At 62.3% G+C, this 21,290-nt stretch carries 17 protein-coding genes; 14 read left to right on the top strand and 3 right to left on the bottom strand.

Annotated features, from left to right (window positions below; translation table 11 throughout):
• The first annotated feature begins 7 nt into the window (after window positions 1-7).
• From R4P65_RS06120 to R4P65_RS06085, 8 genes are read left to right on the top strand one after another with little or no spacing between them, the layout of a single operon-like run.
• A complete protein-coding gene (locus R4P65_RS06120) occupies window positions 8-385 on the top strand; it encodes a DUF4247 domain-containing protein (RefSeq protein WP_044480673.1) in 378 nt (125 codons plus the stop codon).
• Window positions 382-885, top strand: coding sequence for a DUF350 domain-containing protein (locus R4P65_RS06115; protein WP_019745424.1), 504 nt, complete (start codon window positions 382-384; stop codon window positions 883-885). Before R4P65_RS06120 ends, R4P65_RS06115 begins: the two co-directional genes overlap by 4 nt.
• Complete coding sequence (locus R4P65_RS06110) at window positions 885-2,459, top strand: polyamine aminopropyltransferase (protein ID WP_020970881.1); 1,575 nt, start codon at window positions 885-887, stop codon at window positions 2,457-2,459. Before R4P65_RS06115 ends, R4P65_RS06110 begins: the two co-directional genes overlap by 1 nt.
• A 52-nt stretch (window positions 2,460-2,511) precedes the next feature.
• Window positions 2,512-3,252, top strand: a complete 741-nt coding sequence (locus R4P65_RS06105; protein ID WP_021331919.1) for an enoyl-CoA hydratase/isomerase family protein — start codon at window positions 2,512-2,514, stop codon at window positions 3,250-3,252.
• Window positions 3,249-4,811, top strand: a complete 1,563-nt coding sequence (locus R4P65_RS06100) for an acetolactate synthase large subunit (RefSeq protein ID WP_317825827.1) — start codon at window positions 3,249-3,251, stop codon at window positions 4,809-4,811. Before R4P65_RS06105 ends, R4P65_RS06100 begins: the two co-directional genes overlap by 4 nt.
• Window positions 4,812-4,860: 49 nt before the next feature.
• Window positions 4,861-5,538, top strand: coding sequence for a GAP family protein (locus R4P65_RS06095; RefSeq protein WP_019745421.1), 678 nt, complete (start codon window positions 4,861-4,863; stop codon window positions 5,536-5,538).
• An 18-nt stretch (window positions 5,539-5,556) separates the two neighbouring features.
• Entirely contained in the window at window positions 5,557-7,467 is a 1,911-nt protein-coding gene (locus tag R4P65_RS06090; RefSeq protein ID WP_317825826.1) for an SEC-C domain-containing protein, read from the top strand.
• A gap of 35 nt (window positions 7,468-7,502) precedes the next feature.
• Window positions 7,503-9,425, top strand: a complete 1,923-nt coding sequence (locus R4P65_RS06085) for an SEC-C domain-containing protein (protein ID WP_317825825.1) — start codon at window positions 7,503-7,505, stop codon at window positions 9,423-9,425.
• A 36-nt stretch (window positions 9,426-9,461) separates the two neighbouring features.
• Here the strand turns inward: R4P65_RS06085 and R4P65_RS06080 are convergent, their stop codons facing one another.
• Window positions 9,462-10,892 (bottom strand): coniferyl aldehyde dehydrogenase, encoded by a 1,431-nt coding sequence (locus R4P65_RS06080; RefSeq protein WP_317825824.1) that lies wholly within the window; start codon window positions 10,890-10,892, stop codon window positions 9,462-9,464.
• 109 nt (window positions 10,893-11,001) lie between these two features.
• Here R4P65_RS06080 and R4P65_RS06075 point away from each other — a divergent pair, with 109 nt between their 5' ends.
• The 5 genes from R4P65_RS06075 to R4P65_RS06055 all read left to right on the top strand — a co-directional run bounded on the left by R4P65_RS06075 (window position 11,002) and on the right by R4P65_RS06055 (window position 16,706).
• Complete coding sequence (locus R4P65_RS06075) at window positions 11,002-11,799, top strand: enoyl-CoA hydratase (protein WP_029256329.1); 798 nt, start codon at window positions 11,002-11,004, stop codon at window positions 11,797-11,799.
• 44 nt (window positions 11,800-11,843) lie between these two features.
• Window positions 11,844-13,364: an acyl-CoA synthetase gene (locus tag R4P65_RS06070; protein ID WP_317825823.1), complete on the top strand. Its 1,521-nt coding sequence runs from the start codon at window positions 11,844-11,846 to the stop codon at window positions 13,362-13,364.
• Window positions 13,365-13,484: 120 nt separating this feature from the next.
• Window positions 13,485-14,651 (top strand): acyl-CoA dehydrogenase family protein, encoded by a 1,167-nt coding sequence (locus R4P65_RS06065; protein WP_230815198.1) that lies wholly within the window; start codon window positions 13,485-13,487, stop codon window positions 14,649-14,651.
• A gap of 44 nt (window positions 14,652-14,695) precedes the next feature.
• Window positions 14,696-15,436, top strand: a complete 741-nt coding sequence (fabG, locus tag R4P65_RS06060; protein ID WP_230815199.1) for a 3-oxoacyl-ACP reductase FabG — start codon at window positions 14,696-14,698, stop codon at window positions 15,434-15,436.
• 73 nt (window positions 15,437-15,509) lie between these two features.
• On the top strand, window positions 15,510-16,706 hold the full coding sequence (locus tag R4P65_RS06055) for a CaiB/BaiF CoA-transferase family protein (protein WP_317826133.1): 1,197 nt from the start codon (window positions 15,510-15,512) through the stop codon (window positions 16,704-16,706).
• A 5-nt stretch (window positions 16,707-16,711) separates the two neighbouring features.
• Here R4P65_RS06055 and R4P65_RS06050 read toward each other — a convergent pair whose 3' ends face one another.
• Window positions 16,712-17,932, bottom strand: a complete 1,221-nt coding sequence (locus R4P65_RS06050) for an acetyl-CoA C-acetyltransferase (RefSeq protein WP_317825822.1) — start codon at window positions 17,930-17,932, stop codon at window positions 16,712-16,714.
• 308 nt (window positions 17,933-18,240) lie between these two features.
• On the opposite strand from R4P65_RS06050, the gene R4P65_RS06045 reads away from it, so the two are divergent.
• A complete protein-coding gene (locus R4P65_RS06045; RefSeq protein WP_230815201.1) occupies window positions 18,241-19,431 on the top strand; it encodes an acyl-CoA dehydrogenase family protein in 1,191 nt (396 codons plus the stop codon).
• A 78-nt stretch (window positions 19,432-19,509) separates the two neighbouring features.
• Here R4P65_RS06045 and R4P65_RS06040 read toward each other — a convergent pair whose 3' ends face one another.
• A complete protein-coding gene (locus tag R4P65_RS06040; RefSeq protein ID WP_317825821.1) occupies window positions 19,510-21,180 on the bottom strand; it encodes a chitobiase/beta-hexosaminidase C-terminal domain-containing protein in 1,671 nt (556 codons plus the stop codon).
• Window positions 21,181-21,290: the final 110 nt, after the last annotated feature.

Below are 21,290 nucleotides of genomic sequence, written 5' to 3'. Positions count from 1 at the left end.
TCCGGTGATGGTGGCAGCCGCAATTATGTTGTCGGCGTGCGGTGGTGGAGCCAAAGACTTCATCGCGGACAACTATTCCAAGACGTCCCAGGATGGCGACGTCGTGTTGTACTCGTCGAAAGATCCAGTGGGCACGACCGTCTCACGGATTGTCGACGCGGACGAACCAGCGGCGCGAAGTGCTGACGGCGGCAACGAATACCTGCGCTACGACGATGACATCGTCACTGTCAGTTCGGCTTCGGGCGGTGGCAGCACCATCAAGGTAGAGGACATCGACGGCACGTATCGCAGCGGCGGATACGCGTACCTGGGACCGGGCTTCAACCCGGGATCCCCGGCGGGTGGAAGTAGTGGCAGCGGCGGCTCGGGTAGTGCCAAATGACGGTAGTGCTCAATGAGAAGGAGAACGGCGTGACGAACATCTTTGCATCCACTTCCGTCGAGATCGGAACGGTGGATCCGGCATTGCTCGTCGGGGGCGTTCTCGGCACCCTCGCCTACTTCGTCGTCGGCGTAGCGGTTCTGGCGACGGGATTCCTGGTCCTCGACCTTATGACACCCGGAAATCTCCGCCACCAGGTTTACGTCGACAAGAACCCGAACGCTGCGATTCTGTTGGCTTCCAACCATCTTGCGCTGGCGATCATCGTGGTGACGGCAATCCTGACCAGTTCGGACGGCTTTGCCCAGGGACTCGCCGACTCCGCGGTGTACGGACTGTTCGCGATCGTGTTGCAAGCGATCGCGCTGCGTTTGATGAACGCATTTCTTCCCGGCAAGTTGGTTGCACTGGTGCAGGATCCGAAGATGTGCGGCGCCGCGTGGGCGGTGGGTGTGAGCTTGTTGTCCATCGGTTTGGTGAACGCCGCAGCGCTCACCTGATGGTTGCCGCTGATCGCGATGTGAAAGTTGCCGAGCGTTCGACGATGCTCGGCTCACGCGCACGCGTGCTTCTCCTTGCGGCTGTTGCCGCGTGCGCGGCGTGCGGCCTGATCTACGAGCTGGCCCTGTTGACGCTCAGCGTGAGTCTGACCGGCGGCGGCATCACCCAGACGTCGTTGATCGTCGCGGGATTTGTTGCGGCGCTGGGTATCGGAGCGCTGGCCGCCAAACCGCTGTTGGGGCATGCGGCCATCTCGTTTGTGACCGTCGAAATCCTGCTCGGGCTGATCGGCGGATTCAGTGCCGTCACGCTGTACGTGACCTTCACGTTCTTCGGTTCCAGCGCAGCAGTTCTGGTGGCTGCGACCGCGCTGATCGGTATCCTCGTGGGTGCCGAAGTGCCTCTGCTGATGACGCTGTTGCAGTCCGGTCGCAGCGACAACGACGCACAGAGCACCGGAAAGGTATTGGCCAACCTCAATGCAGCCGACTATCTCGGCGCGCTGATCGGCGGCCTCCTGTGGCCGTTCGTATTGTTGCCGTGGGCGGGCATGATTCGCGGCGCCGCACTCACCGGCATGATCAATCTCGTGGCTGCGGCAGTTGTCGCGCTGATACTTCTTCGGTGGCAGCTCAGCCTGCGTGCACGATTGATCGCCGTCGTCGCAATGCTGTTGGCGGCGAGCTTGATCGGGTGGCTGCTGATCGCGGCCTCGGACATCGAGACCACGTCGAGGCAGCGGCTCTACACCGATCCCGTGGTGGCCGCCGAGCGATCGGTGTACCAGGAAATCGTCGTCACCGAGCGGGGAAACGACGTGCGACTGTTCCTCGACGGAGACCTGCAGTTCTCCAGTGTCGACGAGCATCGGTATACCGAGTCGCTGGTGTATCCGGCCCTGGTCAACGACCCGCGGCGCGTGCTGATTCTGGGCGGAGGTGACGGCCTCGCTGCACGAGAAGTGCTGCGAATGAACAGCGTCGAGCAGATAGTTCAGGTGGAACTCGATCCGGCAGTCATCGAGTTGGCCAACACGCGTCTTCGTGATCTGAACGCGGGAGCACTCGAGGATCCACGGGTGGACGTCGTACTCGACGACGCGTTTCGGTGGTTGCGCGAGCGTCCGGATCCAGGCTTCGATGCGGTCATCGTCGACCTCCCGGATCCTGACACCCCCGCACTTGGCCGCTTGTATTCGATGGAGTTCTACGGACTTGCCGCTGCCGCGATGAATCCGGGCGGGCTGATGGTCGTCCAGTCCGGCAGTCCGTACTCGACACCGGATGCGTACTGGAGAACGGTGTCGACGGTATCGGCTGTCGGACTGAGCGTCTCGCCCTATCACGTTTTCGTGCCGAGCTTCGGTGACTGGGGATACGTGCTCGCGCAAAGAGGTTCCACGCCGCCCGAGCTTCGTCTGCCCGCTGATGTGCCGAACCTGCGGTTCCTCGACGAGCCCACCCTGGCGTCGGCCTCGGTGTTTCCTCGCGATCGCCCGAGGCGGGAGTTGGAGCCGTCAACACTCGACCGGCCGCGCATCGTCGACGATATGCGCAAGGGCTATGAACGCTGAACTCCCGACCGAGTAGCTTGAATCGAGACTCTCGGCCACGACGGAGGTACGGATGACTGTTCGGATCGAGGAGCACGCACCGGGAGTCCGGTTGCTCACGATGGATCGCCAGGAGAGGCGCAACGCGCTCGACCCCAAGACTTACCGCGAACTGACGAACGCGATCCGGGAGTCTGACGACGATGACGCAGTGCGGGTTTCGGTGCTGACGGGCGCCGGTGGTGTCTTCACCAGCGGCAACGACATCGGAAGTTTCCAGGACACTGCCGGGAGAGACGGCGGCGAGGCCAAAGACCTGCTGATCGCACTCGTCACCGCACGCAAACCGATTGTCGCAGCGGTCGAGGGGTTTGCAGTCGGAATCGGCACCACGATGTTGTTGCACTGCGACTTGGCATTCGCGGGGCGAGGTACACGATTCCGATTGCCGTTCGTTCCGCTCGGGCTCTCGCCCGAGGGCGGATCGAGTTACCTGTTGCCGCAGATCGCGGGGCTCAAGCGGGCAACGGAACTACTGATGCTCGGAGAAATGTTCGGGGCGGAGGAGGCTGCCGAAGCCGGCCTGATCAATCGAGTCGTGGAGGCCGAGACCGCGCTCGACGTGGCATTGGAGCGCGCGGTGCGCATTGCAGACTCCCCGGCTGAATCGGTGACGCTGACGAAGATGCTCCTCCGCCGCCCACATCTCGATGCCCTGCTGGAAACCATCGACGTGGAGTCGGATCATTTCGCGAGACGGCGGCGATCCGACGAAGCGCAAGAAGCCTTCGCAGCTTTCATGAAGAAGAGGTGACCGAAATGAATGGTGCACAATCGCTTATCCAGAGCTTGGTCGACTCGGGTGTCGAGGTGTGCTTCGGCAATCCCGGAACGTCCGAGATGCATTTTGTTGCCGCACTCGATTCCGTTCCCCAGATGCGTGCGGTACTCGGCTTGTTCGAGGGCGCCGTCACCGGTGCCGCGGACGGGTACGCGCGTATCGCCGGAAAGCCTGCCGCGACGCTGCTTCATCTCGGCCCCGGAATGGCGAACGGACTGGCGAACCTTCACAACGCGCGCCGCGCCCACACCCCCATCGTGAACATCGTCGGGGACCACGCGACCTACCACCACGGTTTCGACGCTCCACTCGAATCGAATATCGACGCGCTGACCGAGTGGCTGGAGGGGTGGAGTCGACGTTCCGACTCCACCGCGACCGTCGGTAGCGATGCGGCCGACGCCGTTGCCGCCTCCATGGATCCGCCCGGACGCATTGCCACACTTGTCCTCCCCGCCGACGTCTCGTGGGGCGAAGGTGGAGTTCTTGCGGGTCCTCGAGACATACCGGGGCGGGCGGAAGTAACTGCAGCACAGATCGACTCGGTGGTAGGCGCGCTCAATGCCGAGGGGCGCGCCACGCTACTGCTGGGCGGCGCAGCGTGTTCCGAAGCCGGACTGCGCGCCGCTTCCCGAATTGCAGTCGCGACCGGTGCACAGATTCTGGTCGAGACCTTTCCGGCCAGGCTTCAACGCGGTGCGGGACTACCGTCATTCGAGCGCTTGGGATACTTCGCCGAGCACGCCACCGAACAACTTCGCGGAACAACTCAGCTGGTCCTGGCCGGCGCGGTTTCGCCGGTCTCGTTCTTTGCGTATCCCGGAAAACCGAGCGATCTGGTCCCGGACGGCGCCGCGGTGACAACGCTGGCGAATGTCAGCGACGATGTTGTCGGTGCGTTGGAAGCAGTGGCGGAACTCGTGGCACCCGGAGTGGAACCCGTTCTGCAGGAGGCAAATCGGCCGTCGCTGCCGAGCGGGCCTCTCGACGTGCGAAATTGGGCCGACGTGATCGGGGCCCTGCTGCCAGACGACTCCATCATCTCCGACGAGGCGGCCACTTCCGGTTGGGCGATCCCGATTGCCCTTGCCGGAGCGCCGCGCCACGACGTGCTCACGCTCACCGGAGGTGCCATCGGCCAGGGCATCCCGGTGGCGACGGGCGCCGCTGTGGCAGCGCCGGAGCGGCCGGTGATCAATCTCGAAGCCGACGGAAGCGCGATGTACACCATCACGGCGTTGTGGACGCAGGCGCGAGAACAGTTGAACGTCACGACGATTCTGCTCAACAATCGCGCGTACGCCATTCTGCGTGGCGAACTGCAACGAGTCGGCGCAGAAGGTGGCGGCGTCGTCGCACAGTCGATGTTGGATCTGTCGTCTCCGAACATGGACTACGTCAAGATCTCCGAGGGGTTGGGAGTGCCCGCGTCGCGGGCGATCACAGCGGAGGAGTTGGCCGAACAGTTTGCCGCAGCGCTGGCGGAACCCGGCCCGCATCTCATCGAGGTCATGCTGCCTCCGCCGTCGTGATTTCGACCTCGAATCGATCGTCGATTTTGCATTCAACTGGAGGTTTTTGGTGCTAGCTGCGATCGGTCTGTCTCTTCCGATTGCCCTCGGCCTGCTTTTCGTCTCGATGCCCATGGCGGTGATCGTGCTCGTCATGATCACCGCTGGAGCACATCGAGGGGCGGCATCTTTTCTACTCGGGTGGGTCCTCGGAATCTCGGCAGTCGTTGCGGTGACGATCGTGATCGCTGACTATTCGTTTGCTGAGTCGGAGTCGTCGCAGACTTCGGTGTGGTCGAGCGTCGTACGAATCGTGTTGGGGCTCGTTCTGTTCGGATTGGCGTACAAGCAGTGGCGAGCGCGTCCGAGGGACGGAAGTGATCCGACAGTTCCGAAGTGGATGAAGAGCATCGACGGGTTGACTCCGCGGAAGGCGTTCGGGTTGGCGTTCTTGTCCGCGGCGGTCAATCCCAAAAATGCAGCGCTGGCGGTATCCGGTGCGGCCACTATCGCGGTCGCCACGAATGTTGTTGCCCAACAGATTGTTGCCGCGGTGATCTTCACGGTCATCGCGAGCGTCGGCATCGCGTCGCCGATCCTGGTCAAGGTGTTCTCCGGCAAGCGAGCCGACGAGATCCTCGCATCAGCGAAGTCATGGATGACCGCGAACAACGCAGTGATGATGACGGTCATCCTGGCAATCCTCGGTGCGACCGTGCTGGGCGAGGGGCTCAGTGGACTGCAATAAGTCGCCTACCATTGGCGGGTGACTGATTTCGACGACGAAACCGCTGGTTCCGACGCTGCTGGTTCCATTGCCTCTGCTGCTTTGGCTGTTCTGCGCGAGCAAGGCCCGCTGAGTCTCGAAGAGTGGGCGACCCATCTCGAGGAGTACGGAACTGCGACGGAGTTGGCCGACGTGCTCGAGTATCTGTCCGAACCGATGCTCGGGTACCTGCCCAACGGAAAGTACGTCGCCCTCGACACGGTCCTCGAAGGGCTCGTGTTCACTCACCGGCTAAGTGAGCTCGAGATTGCGTCCGACATCCTCGACGCGAGCCCCGATCTGGAACCGATCTTGGCATTCGGCGACGGCGAGGACGGGGCGATCCGGGTGGCCCTGGCGGAAGAAGCGGCCGTGGAACGTGGAGCTGCTCCCTTCCGGAGTCGACGAGTTGTGGTTCTTCCAGCCGGAACCCTCGGCGAGTGCGCCGACGGTGATCTCATCGGCCTGGCAGTCGAAGACGGAAGACTTGCGTTTCGTCTGGTCGAGATCGAGGACGAACCCGATCTTGCTCCGGCGCTCGGCGAACTCTTCGAGGAGGACGGAGTCGAGGCCCTGGATTCGGTGTGCTGGCAACTCCTGCTCGAGGATCCGTCTCTCTTCACGGTTCCTGTTGCGCCGCTGGGTGAGATCTTCGAGGCGGCAGGATACGAGCACGAGCATGAACTACTGGCTCGGCGGGGATTCGACTTCGATGCCTACGACCTGCAGATTCGGACAGCATTGGTCGCCAGTACCTACGACCTGACCCACGACGAGGCCGTCGCTGCTGTTGCATTTGTCGATCTGGCGGACCGCGGATACACCGATGCCGTCATCGCCGACTTCGACATCGTGGATTGGGCTCGCCGCCACGTCAGCGCCGCCCCGGACTTCTTTGTCTCACTGGCAGATCCGGGTGCTGCAGTGGCCGTGTTCGATCTCGGATTTCGGAATCAGGACCCGGTGACCGACGCAATCCTCGAAGCGCTTGCCTCCGAGCTGGCCGAGCGAGGGCCACGGTCGGTCAGGGCGGCGGCTCATTGGCTCGCAGGTAAGGCCGTCGATCGGCTGGGGCGCGTGCTCGAAGCGGAGGCGCACTACGAGAAAGCGCTCCTTGCCGAATCCGGTTGGGGTCCGGCCTTGTTCGAGCTGGCTCAGTTCGCGTCGGACCGCGGCGACGCGACCCGGGCGCTGTCACTGCTCGGGCGGATCGACGGCGGAAGTGAAGAGAATCTCTACGCCGTACTGCAGGACTTCGTCCCAGTCGATCACCCGGAACTCGGGCGAAACGACAAGTGTTGGTGCGGTTCCGGCCGCAAGTACAAGGTCTGCCACCTCGGAAAGGCCGATGAATCGGTCAAGGCAGATGGTCGCTGGTTGTACAAGAAGGCGTGCCTGTTTGCGTTTGCCTCCGAATTCGTCGACGTCGTGACCGGGCTCGACGATCTCGAAAACGCGAATCTCTCCGAGGACGAACTGATCGCCGCCACGATCTTCGACGGCTCGGCACTGGACGTGGCTCTGTTCGAGGGTGGGATCTTTGCCGACTTCCTGGCCAGACGTAGCGAACTACTTCCCGAGGCGGAAGTAGTGACAGCCGCACAGTGGCTCGGGGTCCGGAGGTCGGTGTACGAGGTGATCGAAACTTCCGACACCGGCGTCGTGCTGCTCGATCGTGTGTCCGAGGAAACCGTCACCGTTGGTCACCCGGTCGAAGGAAAGCCCGGCGACCTGATCAGTGCCAGGCTCCTGACGGCCCCCACTGGCGCGCTTGCGGTGGGCGTAGTCGTCATGTCCTCGGAATCGCAGGCTGCGAGGGTACTCGAGGTTCTCGCTTCCGAGGAACTCGACGCCGAAGAACTGGTGCGCGAGTCGCGTGGAGGCGCCGATCACTCGACCGATGACCGGTGACGATGTATCGAGTCGACCCCGTTAAAGTTGGATAGGTGAACGAACCGATGGATGCCAATGACTTGATCGCCGAAGCCGCGATGGAGTTGTTGCGTGAGCACGGCCCGCAGACAGCGGCGGACTGGGGCACCCTGTTGGCCGATGCCGGCCACGGTACAGCCGACGACATGGCCGAATTCGTCGAGTACGTCGAGGACCCACTGCTCGGCTACTTGAGTGAGGAGCGGTACGCCGCACTCGACACGTTGTTCGAGCATCGAGTGCTGACCCATCGGCTCACCGAAGCCGAAATAAAGTCCGGCGTTCTCGACGCGAACCCTGATCTGATGATGCTGCGGGTGTTCCTCGATCGTGACGACGACGAGATTCATGGCATCAGCGTCGTGCACCGCGGGATCGACGACGACCTGTTGGCTGATCGTGGGATCGAAGATCCGGAGTTCCCGCACGACGAGGGATTTCTCCTCGACACCGATACTCTCGCCGAATGTTCTGCGGGCGATTTGATCGGATTGTTCGTCGCTGATCGTGAGCTGACGCTCTGCACCATCCCCGAGGTACTGGATCCCGCACCCGGATTCGGCGAGAGCCTGGGGACGGTCCTCGCAGACATCGGTGCTGACACCCTCGATGCCATTGTCTGGCAATTGATGCTCGACGAGCCGTCGCTGTTCCGTCAGCCCACCGCACCGCTGGGCGAAATGCTCGAGGCGGCAGGTTACGTCCGCGACGGTGATTACGTTGCGGTCGACGGATTCGATTTCGAGGCATACCACCTGGCGAACCGAGCCCGCATGCTCGAGGTTCGGGAGAACCTGCACCCGGAAGAAGCCGCCTCGGTGATTGCCTTCGTCGATGTGGTCATGGCCGCGAAAGCCGAAGCCGTCGAGGATGTCTCGGACTGGGCGCGCAAGCAGATCAAGAAGGATCCGCAGACCTTCGCCGGCATCGCCGAGCCGCCCGCGGCTGCGGCAGCGTTGGAGCTGTTGTCCGAACTCGACGATCATGATTCCGTATTGCATTCTGTTGCAACTGCTCTCGCCGAGAAAGGGTCGCGTCGTGTCACGCCGGCAGCGCATTGGCTGGCAGGCAAGGCTTCGGATCGTCTCGGCAAGATCCTTGTCGCTGAGGCGTCGTACGAAACGGCGCACGATCTTGATCCCGACTGGACTCCCGCGATCTTCGATCTGGCACTGCTGGCGGCCGATCGCAGCGACGTGACCCGCGCGCTGGCACTTCTCGGCCGAATCGAGGGTGGCGAGTCCGAGGTTCTGCACGAGGTTCTTCAGCGCTATGCCCCGGCCGAGCACCCCGAACTCGGCCGAAATGACAAGTGCTGGTGCGGTTCCGGTCGCAAGTTCAAGGTCTGCCATCTCGGTAAGTCTGAGGTGACGTTCGACGACCGGGCCAACTGGCTCTACGTCAAGGCTCAGTTGTTCTCGCGCACACCGGAGTACTTCGACGCCGTGTTCGATCTTGCGCTCATCCGTGCCGAGCAGTTCAACAGCGAAGAAGCACTGACGTTGGCCGTCGAAGGCGGATTGGCCGTCGACGCTGCCTTGTTCGATGCGGGTATTTTCGCGGCATTTGTCGAGCGGCGCGGAGAACTGTTGCCTACCGACGAACGCGAACTGGCCGATCAGTGGTTGTCGATTCCGCGCTCGGTGTACAAGGTCGCCTCGACGGAGCCGGGACAGTTGGTGACCCTCAGCGACGTCCGCAACGGGCATCTGGTGAAGGTCACGGACGAGTGGGGCTCAGTCAATCTCGAGCCGGGCACGCTCGTCTGTGCACGCGTTCTCCCCGCCGGCTCCACGATGCGCACCTTCGGTGGCATCGAACCGCTTGCAGCAGAGGACAAGAAGGAACTGATCCAACTGATCGAGTCGGTGGATACCGAACCGGGTCAGCTGGTGGAGTTCCTCAGCCGCGGCCTTGCCGGTGCGCCTTTCCGGTAGCGTGCACTACCAAAAAGGCGCACGGGGCCGGAGGCCTCAGGGCGTGACCTGAGCCAACATCATCTGCTCGAAACCCTCACCGTAAGGCGGGAGCATTCCCCACTCGCCGCGCGGATCATGCTGCGCTGCTTCGAATACCGTTCGCGCGTGACTGAACTCGAGGAAACCCTCGCGGCCGTGGTAGTGCCCGATACCCGAAGCTCCGACGCCGCCGAAGGGTGCGTCGCTCAGGCCCGGGTGTGACATCGCGTCGTTGATGGTGACGCCGCCCGAGACGGTGCGTTCGAGTACGGATTCCTTCTCGTCCAGGTCGGTTCCGAAGTAATACAGCGCCAACGGTTTCGGCCGTGAATTGATGTCGGCGACGACGCTGTCGAGTTGGTCGTACGGCAGGATCACGACGGCCGGTCCGAAGATCTCCTCCTTCATGATCTGCGCGTCGGTCGGAGGGTCGACCACGATTCGCAGTGGGCGGCGGCGAGTGTCTGCGGAGAGTTCTTCGTCGGGAACGGTGATGATTCGTGCCCCACGCTCTTCCGCGTCCGCGATGTACCCCTCGATGCGTGCGAGGTGACGATCGCTGACTATCGAGACCATGTCTTTGTTGTCGGCGATCGTGGGGAACAGTCCGGTGAACTGATCGGTGAACGCGTCGATGAACGCTTCTGTGTTCTCGCGCGGGACGTAGATCAGGTCGGGAGAGACGCAGAGTTGGCCGGCATTGGTCGACTTCGCGATGGCCAAACGTGATGCAGCAGAGCTGATATCGGCACTGCGGCTCAAGACGCTCGGTGACTTGCCGCCGAGTTCGAGGGTGACCGGCACCAGGTTCTTCGCAGCATTGGCCATGACCAGCTTTCCGACGGTTGTGCTGCCGGTGAAGACGAGGTGGTCGAAAGGCAGCGACGTCAGCAGATCAGCGACCTCCGGTCCACCTGTCACCACCGCGACCTCCACGGGGTCGAGCGTTCGACGCGCCGCCTCGGCCAGGACCGCCGCAGTGTTCGGCACGATCTCCGACGGTTTGAGAACGGCGCGATTTCCCGCTCCGAGGGCGCAGGCGAGCGGGCTCAGGAGAGTGAAAAGGGGAGCATTCCAGGTTCCGATGATGCCGATCGAACCCTTCGGCTGGTACGACACGTACGCCGTGGCACCCAGCTGATCCTGCATCGCCCCGGTGGCTCTCGGTGAGCGAATCATCCACTCTTCGAGCGAATCACGAACGTGCTTGAGTGAAACCATGGATCCCAGAACATCATTCATCACCGAGTAGGCCGTGATTCGGCCGCCGAAGTCTTCGTTGATCGCTTCGGTCAGATCCTTGTGGTTTGCCACCAGAAGATCGACGACGCGTTGGATGCGCTCGCGTCGTGTCTGCGCGGACGGAAGACCAGCGGCGCGAGTTGCTTCCTGCTGGGCCCGCAGAATCTCTTCGAGATCGGTGGTGACGGCGGCATCGGTGCTCATGGGCACTCCTCGTAGTGGCGAAGTATTGACCGGACCGTATCGACGCGGCGCGAACAGATGCCCCTTTCGTCTCGTTGACCGGGACGGATTCGATTGGTAGAGAGAACACATGTCGCAGACACAGGTAGAAGACACTGCAGTGAAGATTTCCGTCGAGGAGTCGGTGGGACTCGGATTCCTGACGCTCGATCGGCCGGCGCGGCGCAATCCGCTCTCGGCGGAGACCATGCGCGAGGTGACGGCTGCCCTTCTCGAATTGTCTGCAGACGAGCGCGTGCGGGTCGTGATCGTGCGCGCCGAAGGCCCGGTGTTCTCCGCCGGCCACGATCTGACGGAGATGATCGGGAGAACCCTCGAAGACGAGCGGGCGATCTTCGACGGCTGTACCGAGATGATGGAGACCGTACAGCGGATTCCGCAGCCGGTGATTGCCGCAGTACAGGGCCCGGCTATCGCGGCGGGCTGCCAACTGGCCGCGTCGTGTGATCTGGTTGTTGCTGCGTCGAACGCTGTCTTCGGTACTCCCGGCGTCAAGATCGGACTGTTCTGCTCGACGCCCATGGTGGCCCTGAGCAGGGCAGTAGGGCGCAAGCGCTCGATGCAGATGTTGCTCACCGGGCAGACGATCGACGCCGACACCGCTGCGGACTGGGGTCTGGTGAACTTCGTCGTCGCGCCCGAAGACCTGGACCGAGAGGTGCGCGAACTGGCCGGCAAGATCACGACGGCCAGCCCCCTGACGGTGAAGATCGGTAAACAAGCGTTTTATCACCAGATCGATCTGCCGCAAGCCCAGGCGTACGAGGCGATGGCGGAAACGATGGCAACCAATGCCGTGACCTGCGACGCTCAAGAAGGTATGCAAGCTTTTGTGGACAAGCGAAAGCCTGAATGGCGCAATAAGTAACGATCGCTCTTCCGGTTTAGTTGGACGTCCTATAACCTGAGCGAATGAGCCTGGATCCACGCACCAACACCGTCGACGGAGTGCTTCGGCGCTCGGCAGCCAAGTACCCCGACCGCGTAGCCGTCGTCTTCGAAGATCGCACTCGCACCTACCGCGAACTCGACGACGCGGTGACGCGGGTCGCTGCCCACTTGCTCGGTCTGGGCCTCGAACACGGCGACCGCGTCGCGGCATACGGAACCAACTCCGACGCCTATGCAATCGGATTCCTTGCCTGTGCGCGAGCAGGTTTGGTGCATGTTCCGGTCAATTACGCACTCAAGGGGGAGGAACTCCGGTACCTCGTGGCGCAGTCAGGCGCCCGCGCGGTGTTGGTGGATCCGGCATTGGCGTCGACGCTCGACTCGGTTCGCTCCGACCTCGATCTCGACCACGTGATCGCACTGCGGGACGCGGAACTGTCGGTGGTCACGATCAGCGAGGCCGGCGAGGTGCCTGTTTTCGAACCGCGTGCGACGTCGACGGATCTGGCGCAGCTGCTCTACACCTCGGGTACCACCTCGAAGCCCAAGGGCGCCATGATGTCTCACGGTGCGCTGGTTCACGAGTACGTGTCGTCGGTGATCGCGCTGGGGCTCGACAAGAGTGACAACCCGCTGATCTGCATGCCGATGTACCACTCCGCGGGCATGCACGTCTTCATGCTGCCGTACCTGTCCGTCGGCGCGACGGTCAGTCTGATGCAGGCGCCGGACATCCCGGAGATCCTGCGCCGTGTCGAAGCCGAAAAGATCGGATCGCTGTTCCTGGCCCCGACCGTGTGGGTACCGCTGGCCAACCATCCTGACCTCGAGACCCGCGATCTGTCCTCGCTGAAGAAGGCACAGTACGGCGCCTCGATCATGCCGGTCACCGTGCTCAATCGCCTGCGCGAGCGCTACCCGGACATCGGCTTCTACAACTGCTTCGGTCAGTCCGAAATCGGTCCACTGGCAACGGTTCTCCAGCCCAGCGAGCATGCTGATCGTCCGTCTTCCTGCGGTCGCGCAGTGTTCTTCGTCGAAACCCGAGTCGTCGACGCCGACGGAATCGACGTCGCCGACGGTGAGTCCGGTGAGGTTCTCTACCGCTCGCCGCAGCTGTGCAACGGCTACTGGGAGAATCCGGAAGCCACCGCCGAGGCCTTCCGCGACGGCTGGTTCCATTCGGGCGATCTGGTCGTGCGGGACGAAGAAGGTTTCATCACGGTCGTCGACCGGATCAAGGACGTCATCAACACCGGCGGCATCCTGGTGGCGTCGCGCGAGGTCGAAGATGCGGTCTACACACACCCCGCAGTGGCAGAAGTTGCCGTGATCGGTACTCCCGACGAGAAGTGGATCGAGGCCGTCACCGCGATCGTCGTGCTCAAGGACGGCAACGACGAGTTGACGCCCGAGGCGTTGATTGCCCACGTCAAGGAACGGATCGCTCCGTTCAAGGTGCCCAAGCACATCCGTTTCGTGGCCGAACTTCCGCGCAATCAGAGCGGCAAGCTACTGAAGCGGGAACTGCGCACCGTCTGAGACTTGCTATAGGTTCTGCCTTACCTTCGGTTCGTTTTCAGGTCTTTGACTCCGATTGCCTCACGGTATTGACTTCGGAGGACGGCATGGACTTCGGAAACAGCAAGGTGAGTGGTGGGAATGCAGGTCGATGCAGATGACTTCGCAGATATCTTGGCGACTGCGCGGGAGTTCATCCGAAAGGAAGTCGTTCCGCGTGAGCAAGAAATAGCCGACACCGACGCCATTCCTGAGGACATACGCAAGAAGGCCGCAGCCATCGGGCTCTTCGGCTACGCGATCCCTCAGGAATGGGGTGGGCTTGGACTCGACCTCACCCAAGACGTCGAACTGGCAATGGAATTCGGCTATACGTCCCTGGCACTGCGCTCGATGTTCGGTACAAACAACGGAATTGCCGGGCAGGTATTGGTCGGCTTCGGTACCGACGAGCAGAAGGCTCAGTGGCTCGAGCGCATCGCCTCCGGTGACGTCGTGGCTTCCTTTGCTCTGACCGAACCGGGCGCAGGCTCCAACCCGGCCGGCCTTCGGACCAAGGCAGTTCTGGACGGATCCGACTGGGTCATCGACGGCAACAAGCGGTTCATCACCAATGCTCCACTGGCGCAGCTGTTCGTGGTGTTCGCACGCACCCGCCCGGCGGACTCCGATGGCCCCGGAATTGCAGTGTTCCTGGTTCCGGCCGACACACCGGGCGTCACGGTCGGCCCCAAGGACAAGAAGATGGGTCAGGAAGGTGCTTGGACCTCCGAGGTCACCTTCGACAACGTCCGGGTTCCCGGGTCGGCCCTCGTCGGTGGCGACCAGGACACCGGATACCGCGCAGCGATGACGTCTCTCGCACGCGGACGAGTCCATATCGCTGCGCTCTCGGTGGGAGCAGCACAGCGAGCGCTCGACGAATCTGTCGCGTTCTCCGTGGTCACGGAACAGGGCGGTACCGCTATCGGCGACTTCCAGCTGGTTCAAGCGATGCTGGCGGACCAGCAGGCCGGTGTCATGGCCGGACGCGCGATGGTGCGTGAGGTAGCCGCGCGGTACGTGAGCGGTGAGGATCGACGTCTCGGACCCTCGGCGGCAAAGCTTTTCTGCACCGAGATGGTGGGCAAGGTCGCGGATCTCGCCGTGCAGATCCACGGCGGCAACGGGTACATGCGCGGTGTGCCGGTCGAACGCATCTACCGTGAAGTTCGCCTGTTGCGCCTGTACGAGGGAACCAGCGAAATCCAGCGACTGATTCTCGGCGGTGGGCTCGTGGCGCAAGCGAAAAAGCAAAACCAGCGCTGACACCTTTTTACCTGACGAGCTTTAACCTCACGAACGGAGTGGACATGGGATTGTTGGACGGCAAGGTCGCAGTGGTGACGGGCGGAGCACAGGGGATCGGGCTCGAAATTGCGCGCACCTTCATCAAGGAAGGCGCGACCGTCGTTCTCGGCGACATCAACGAGAGCGTGGGGACGGCTGCGGTCGCCGAACTCGGCGGAGAGTCGGTCGCCCGTTTCGCTTCCTGCGACGTGCGGGACTCCGGACAGGTCGAGGCAATGCTCGATCTGGCTGAAAGCGCTTTCGGTCCAGTCGATGTCATGGTCAACAACGCCGGCATGACTCGCGATGCCACGATGCGGAAGATGACCGAGCAGGACTTCGACGACGTGATCGCCGTTCACCTCAAGGGAGCGTGGAACGGGACACGCGCTGCCGCAGCCCGCATGCGTGAGCGCGAAACCGGCGCAATCGTGAACATCTCGTCGATCTCCGGCAAGGTCGGCATGCTCGGGCAGACCAACTACTCCGCCGCCAAGGCAGGCATCGTCGGCCTGACGAAGGCCGCGGCAAAAGAGGTCGCGTTCAAGAACGTTCGCGTCAACGCCGTTCAGCCCGGACTGGTCCGTACGGCAATGACCGAGGCGATGCCCGAACGGATCTGGAACGAGAAGCTGGCCGAGATTCCGATGGGGCGCGCAGCCGAGCCTTCGGAAGTTGCTTCGGTTGTTCTGTTCCTCGCGAGCGACCTCTCGAGCTACATGACGGGCACGGTTCTCGAGATCACCGGCGGCCGCCACATCTGAAGCTGTCCTGTTCGAGTGCAAGAATTCAGGGTGCAAAACTTCTGGGTGTAAAACTTCTGGGGTGACTACTGACATGGGACAGCCGAACTCGGATCTTCCGCTCGACGGAATCACCGTAGTTGCACTCGAACAGGCGGTGGCGGCACCGCTCGCCACCAGACATCTCGCGGACATGGGTGCGCGGGTGATCAAGATAGAACGCGTCGGCGAGGGTGACTTTGCGCGTCACTACGACCAGGCGGTTCACGGTCAGGCATCACACTTCGTGTGGCTCAACCGTTCCAAGGAATCCATCGCCGTCGACGTGAAATCGGAATCCGGCCGGCAGATCGTTCTCGACCTTGTCGCGCGAGCCGATGTGTTCCTGCAGAACCTGGCTCCCGACGCTGCCGCGAGACTGGGGTTCGGCGCGGAGGAACTGCGCGAGAAATTCCCACGGCTCATCGTGATCGACATGTTCGGCTACGGCAGCGCTGGCCCACGGCGCGAGCGCAAGGCGTACGACATGTTGGTTCAAGCCGAGACCGGAATGATCTCCGTGACAGGTACACCGGAGACGGCCACCAAGACCGGCATCCCGGTCTCGGACATCGCGGCAGGAATGTACGCGCTGACTTCGATTCTGAGCGCCCTGTTCCGTAGAGAGCGAACGGGCAAGGGAGCGCTCGTCGAGGTCTCGATGTTCGATTCCACCGTCGAGTGGCTGGGTCATCCGATGTACATGAAAATGTATGCGGACAAGCAGATTCCGCGCGTCGGTCTCGGCCATGCCGCGATCGTTCCCTACGATTCGTACCCCACGACCGACGGCGAGATCCTGATCGGCGTCCAGAACGATCGTGGATGGCGCGCGTTGATGGTGGACGTGTTCGAGCGCGAGGATCTTGTCGACCATCCGCGGTACCGCACCAATATCGTGCGCGTCGAAAACCGTTTTGAGGTAGACGAATTGGTGGGATCTCTCACTCGTCTGTACTCGACGACAGATCTGGATCAGCGCCTGGCCGCCGCGGGTGTTCCGGCCGCGGCACTCAACGACATGGCCGGTCTGCTGGAACATCCGCAGTTGGAGAAGCGTGCCAGGTGGCGGTCCGTGGGCACCGAGAACGGTCCGATCGATGCCGTGCTGCCTCCGATGACGTACTCGGATGTCGAAATGCGCATGGGTGACGTTCCGGCACTCGGCCAGCAGACGGATTCTCTGCTGGCCGAGTTGGGGCTTACGGGCGACCAGATCGCGGAACTTCGCCGCGACAGATCGATCGGTTAACGCTTCTAGCGTCGCAGGTTCTCGAACACCGCGGCAATCCCTTGTCCGCCGCCGATACACATGGTTTCGATCCCGTATCGTGCCTGGCGCCGGTCGAGTTCGCGCAGCAGGTTGGCGAGGATCCGCCCACCGGTAGCGCCGACAGGATGTCCGAGCGAGATCCCGGAACCGTTGACGTTGAAGCGTTCTTCGATGTCCTGCGCGCTCAATCCCCAGGCTTTGGCGCACGCGAGAACCTGTGCGGCGAAGGCCTCGTTGACTTCGATGAGGTCGATGTCGTCGAGTGACAGGTCGACACGGGAGAGTGCCTTCGCCACGGCAGGCACCGGGCCGATGCCCATCCGGTTCGGCTCCACACCGGCTACACCCCAGCTGACCAGTTTCGCGAACGGTCGCAGGCCCAGCCGTTCGGCGTTGGCAGCTGTAGTGACGATCGCGGCTGCGCCGGCGTCGTTCTGGCCGCACGCATTACCGGCCGTGACAGTGGCTTCGGGATCGACGCGACCTCGAATGGGGCGCAGTGCAGCGAGATCGGCCAACTGAATCCCTCGGCGCGGATGCTCGTCGTGGGTGACCACCGTTTGCTCACCACGGCGTCCGGGCACCGAAACGGGAATGGTCTCGTCGTCGAAGTATCCGCTGTCCTGGGCATGAACTGCCCGCTCGTGTGATCGGACCGCGTAACGGTCCTGCTCGTCGCGAGTGATCGAGTACTCCCGACGCAAGTTCTCGGCGGTCTCGATCATTCCGCCCTCGACCGGGAAGTTGACTCCGCCGGAGTTCGTGCGCGGTTTGGCCAATCGGTCGTGGAACTCGACGGAAGGGCGCTTTGTGCCCCAACGCATGTCGGTGGAGTAGAACTCGGTTCCGCTCATGCTCTCGGCGCCGCCGGCGATGACCAGGTCGCTCATCCCGGTCTGTACTTGCATCGCGGCGTAGATGATTGCTTGCAAACCTGAACCGCAACGGCGATCGAGTTGTATTCCGGGAACGGACACGTCGAGACCGGCGTCGAGTGCCGCGATTCGCCCGATGGCCGCAGCTTCCCCGTTGGCGTAACCCTGACCGAAGATGACGTCGTCGACATCTGTGGACGCAATGCCGGTCCGTTCGACAAGGCCACGCACAACAGCGCCGGCGAGAGTGGTGACGGGAACGTCCTTGAATACTCCGCCGAATCCGCCTACCGGGGTGCGAACGGGTTCACAGATGACTGCGTCGTGCATGGAATGCGCCTGTCTCGAGGAGAGGTGGGGAATGCGCCGCGTGAAGGGACCGATCGAAGGGCCACCGCGACCTGGCCACTCGAATATCCAGCACGCGCGGCGGGATTGTCAACAGAGGGAACGGCCTGTTCGGACATAGTTTCCGCCATACGGTTCGTATGCGAAATCGACTTTGACACATATACCGTTCAAGGATTGAATGGACGCACGACCTCTGCTGAGCACGGCTCGCCGCTGGTTGAAAGTTCCTGTAGTCGAATCTGTTTCGTCGACAGGAGAGTGCAAAGTACCGACTGACAGGTGGAACAGTGACTCGTTTGGCGCAGACGGCGGGATTGACCGAAACCCAGACCGACATCGTCGGGGCGGTACGAGAGTTCGTCGATCGCGTCGTCATCCCCGCGGCGCAGGAGCTCGAACACTCGGACACGTACCCGACCGACATCGTCAAGCAGATGAAGGACATGGGTCTGTTCGGATTGACCATCGAACCCGAGTACGGGGGTATCGGCGAGTCATTGCTCACCTACGCACTGTGCGTCGAAGAGTTGGCCCGCGGATGGATGAGCGTGTCCGGTGTCATCAACACGCATTTCATCGTGGCTCACATGATTTCCGCGCACGGGACACCGGAACAGAAGGCGAAGTACCTGCCGCGTCTGGCGTCCGGGGAGCTCACCGGCGCATTCTCCATGTCCGAACCTGCATTGGGTTCGGACGTTGCCGCGATCACCACCAGGGCGCGGCGCACCGAATCGGGCGACTACGTCATCAACGGTCAGAAGATGTGGCTGACCAACGGTGGTTCGTCGACGCTGGTTGCAGTCCTGGTCAAGACGGACGAGGGTGCGGAGAAGCCGCACAACAATCTGACGACGATATTGATCGAGAAGCCCGCAGGTTTCGGTGAGGTACTCCCGGGCCTGACCATTCCGGGCAAGCTCGAGAAGATGGGCTACAAGGGAATCGACACCACGGAGATGATCTTCGACGGTTTCGAGATCGCAGCCGAAGAGGTTCTCGGTGGGACACCCGGTTTGGGATTTCGGCACATGATGGACGGCGTCGAGGTCGGCCGGGTCAACGTCGCCGCTCGCGCGTGCGGAATCGCCCAGCGCGCTTTCGAGCTGGCGGTCACCTACGCCAAGCAACGCGAGACTTTCGGCAAGCCGATCGCCGAGCATCAGGCGATCGCGTTCCGGATCGCCGAGATGGGCACCAAAGTCGAAGCGGCCCATCTGATGATGGTCAATGCTGCCAGGCTCAAGGACTCGGGTGAGCGCAACGACGTCGCCGCAGGTATGGCTAAGTATCTGGCGAGCGAATTCTGCTCTGAGGTCACACAGGACAGCTTCCGCATCCACGGCGGGTACGGCTACTCCAAGGAATACGAGATCGAGCGGTTGATGCGTGAGGCGCCGTTCCTTCTGATCGGTGAAGGCACCAGCGACATTCAGAAGCAGATCATCAGCAAGGGCCTGCTGCGTACCTACAACTGAACCGAGAAGCGGCACCGCGAACATGCGCGGTGCCGCCTTGTCGTGTCGGATCAGCGGGTGGACGTCAGTGGGTAAATATCAGCGGGTGAAGGCCAGGGTCGTCACCGGTGACCGGTTGCCGTATGCGTCAACGGCTTCGACACGGGCTTCGTATGCGGTGCCTGCTGCTGCATCGGGAATCGGAATGTCGAGGCTGTTCGGCCGTGGCATGAAATAGAAGTCGGAGAGCACCTTCGACGAGACCACCTTCGCCCCGGTGGCTGTGTCCGTGATCTCGACGGCATAGTGATGGACCATCTGGTCGTCCTTCGCCTGCGCGATCCGTAGCGCTGTTTCCCCGTTCGCTCCGGTGCTCGCCGATAGCGGGGTGGCCGTGGTGAATTCCGGTGCATTCGTGTTGCGTGCGCCCGAGGTGTAACGGAAGTTGTCCTTGATCTGCTGGTTGGTCGACCCGTCGAGCTCGACGGTCCACCCCGAACCGCTGAGAGTGCCGGCGCTCGAGTACGGCGGCTGCCAGTTGGCTGACCATGCGCCGCCGGTGTAGATGTCGTGCTTGTCTGCCGCCATGTTGATGCGGTTGATTTCCGTGCGATCCTGGTAGACCTCGACGAAGAGCGCTTGGGCAGTGGGTGATTCGAATCGGTTCGCGAGACCGGACTCGGTCACCATCTGGTAGCCGTGATCGATTTCGATGTACGACATCGAGCCGTCGTTGACCGACGTGAAGTCACGCTGATGGATCGACCGGTCGTCGTTGTTGTTCAGATGCGAGTGTCCGGAGAAGAAGATTGCCTGAGGGAAGGCACTCAAGTCTTCGGTCAGTCGAGGGTTCGACGCCTGCTGGCCGTCCATGGCTGTGTTGCTTGCCGGCCGGTGTCCCTGGACCAGGATCGGCTTGGTCAGGTTCCCGGACTCCGCGGTGATTTCGGTCAGGCGGGACTTCAGCCAATTACGTTGCGCTGAATCACTGTTGTAGGTTTCGGTGTTGACCGTGAAGAGATGGACACCGCTGACGTCGGATTCGTAGTATCCGCCACCGGAATCCGGGAACCACTCCGCCGGATATCCGGCTCTGATCGCCGCGAGACTTGCATCGTGATTGCCGTTGGAGATCAGGAGTTGTGTGTCGTTCATGCCCTTCCTGGTGAGGTTTGCCTGGAAGATTTCTGCGACGATCTTGTGGTCTGGCCCCTTGCCGTCTCCGTTGTCGTTGATCATGTCGCCGTTGGAGAGGATCGCGTCGGGTTTCGGGAAGATGGAACCGATTGTGTCGAAAAAGCTTTCGTACTTCTTGTCGTTGTTCACGTGATCGCCGACATGGACGTCGGACATCACGACGACCTGAGCCAGCGGCTTCTCCGAGGTCTTGATCAGGTAGCCGAACGAGACGGCCGCGCTCGCGTGATCGCCGCGGAAAGCGGCGACAGTGACGTTGGTGTCCTGTGCGATCTGCAGCGGACGTCCCGGCGTGGCAGCTTGGCTGTCGGCGGTGGGTGTCGTTCCGTCCAAGGTGTAGCGGACGGTGGCGCCCCGCTCGGCGGTGAAGGTCAGGTCGAGGGGGTGCTCGTACCGTCCGCCGGGGACGCTGACGCCGGGCGCTGCGGGCGGCGTGTTGTTCTCGCCCGAAGAGCTGCCCCATTCGAAGGACGAACTGCCCCAGCTGGGTTCGGCGTGGGATTCGGCGGGGGCGATGCCGGGAACGGCGAGAGCCGCGGTCACGGCTGCTATCGCGATGGTCGTACGTCTCACGAGGATTCCTTGTCTTCGACGCGGTGGTTCAGACCCATCCGTAATTGGTCTGGACCAATTACGGTAGGTGGTGCCGGGTAGAAAAAGGTGTGTCCCGAATGTCTGATTAG

Origin of the sequence: Rhodococcus sp. IEGM 1318, from assembly GCF_033142465.1 — a bacterium.
GTDB classification, from domain to species: Bacteria; Actinomycetota; Actinomycetes; order Mycobacteriales; family Mycobacteriaceae; genus Rhodococcus_F; species Rhodococcus_F qingshengii_B.
This window is presented reverse-complemented; position numbering and strand designations above follow the sequence as displayed.

Bases quoted from the DNA above. Each gene is read 5' to 3' on its own strand.
- R4P65_RS06120 (WP_044480673.1), top strand. From the start codon at position 8: ATGGTGGCAGCCGCAATTATGTTGTCGGCGTGCGGTGGTGGAGCCAAA.
- R4P65_RS06115 (WP_019745424.1), top strand. From the start codon at position 382: ATGACGGTAGTGCTCAATGAGAAGGAGAACGGCGTGACGAACATCTTT.
- R4P65_RS06110 (WP_020970881.1), top strand. From the start codon at position 885: ATGGTTGCCGCTGATCGCGATGTGAAAGTTGCCGAGCGTTCGACGATG.
- R4P65_RS06105 (WP_021331919.1), top strand. From the start codon at position 2,512: ATGACTGTTCGGATCGAGGAGCACGCACCGGGAGTCCGGTTGCTCACG.
- R4P65_RS06080 (WP_317825824.1), bottom strand. From the start codon at position 10,892: ATGAGCACCGATGCCGCCGTCACCACCGATCTCGAAGAGATTCTGCGG.
- R4P65_RS06075 (WP_029256329.1), top strand. From the start codon at position 11,002: ATGTCGCAGACACAGGTAGAAGACACTGCAGTGAAGATTTCCGTCGAG.
- R4P65_RS06070 (WP_317825823.1), top strand. From the start codon at position 11,844: ATGAGCCTGGATCCACGCACCAACACCGTCGACGGAGTGCTTCGGCGC.
- R4P65_RS06065 (WP_230815198.1), top strand. From the start codon at position 13,485: ATGCAGGTCGATGCAGATGACTTCGCAGATATCTTGGCGACTGCGCGG.
- fabG (WP_230815199.1), top strand. From the start codon at position 14,696: ATGGGATTGTTGGACGGCAAGGTCGCAGTGGTGACGGGCGGAGCACAG.
- R4P65_RS06055 (WP_317826133.1), top strand. From the start codon at position 15,510: ATGGGACAGCCGAACTCGGATCTTCCGCTCGACGGAATCACCGTAGTT.
- R4P65_RS06050 (WP_317825822.1), bottom strand. From the start codon at position 17,932: ATGCACGACGCAGTCATCTGTGAACCCGTTCGCACCCCGGTAGGCGGA.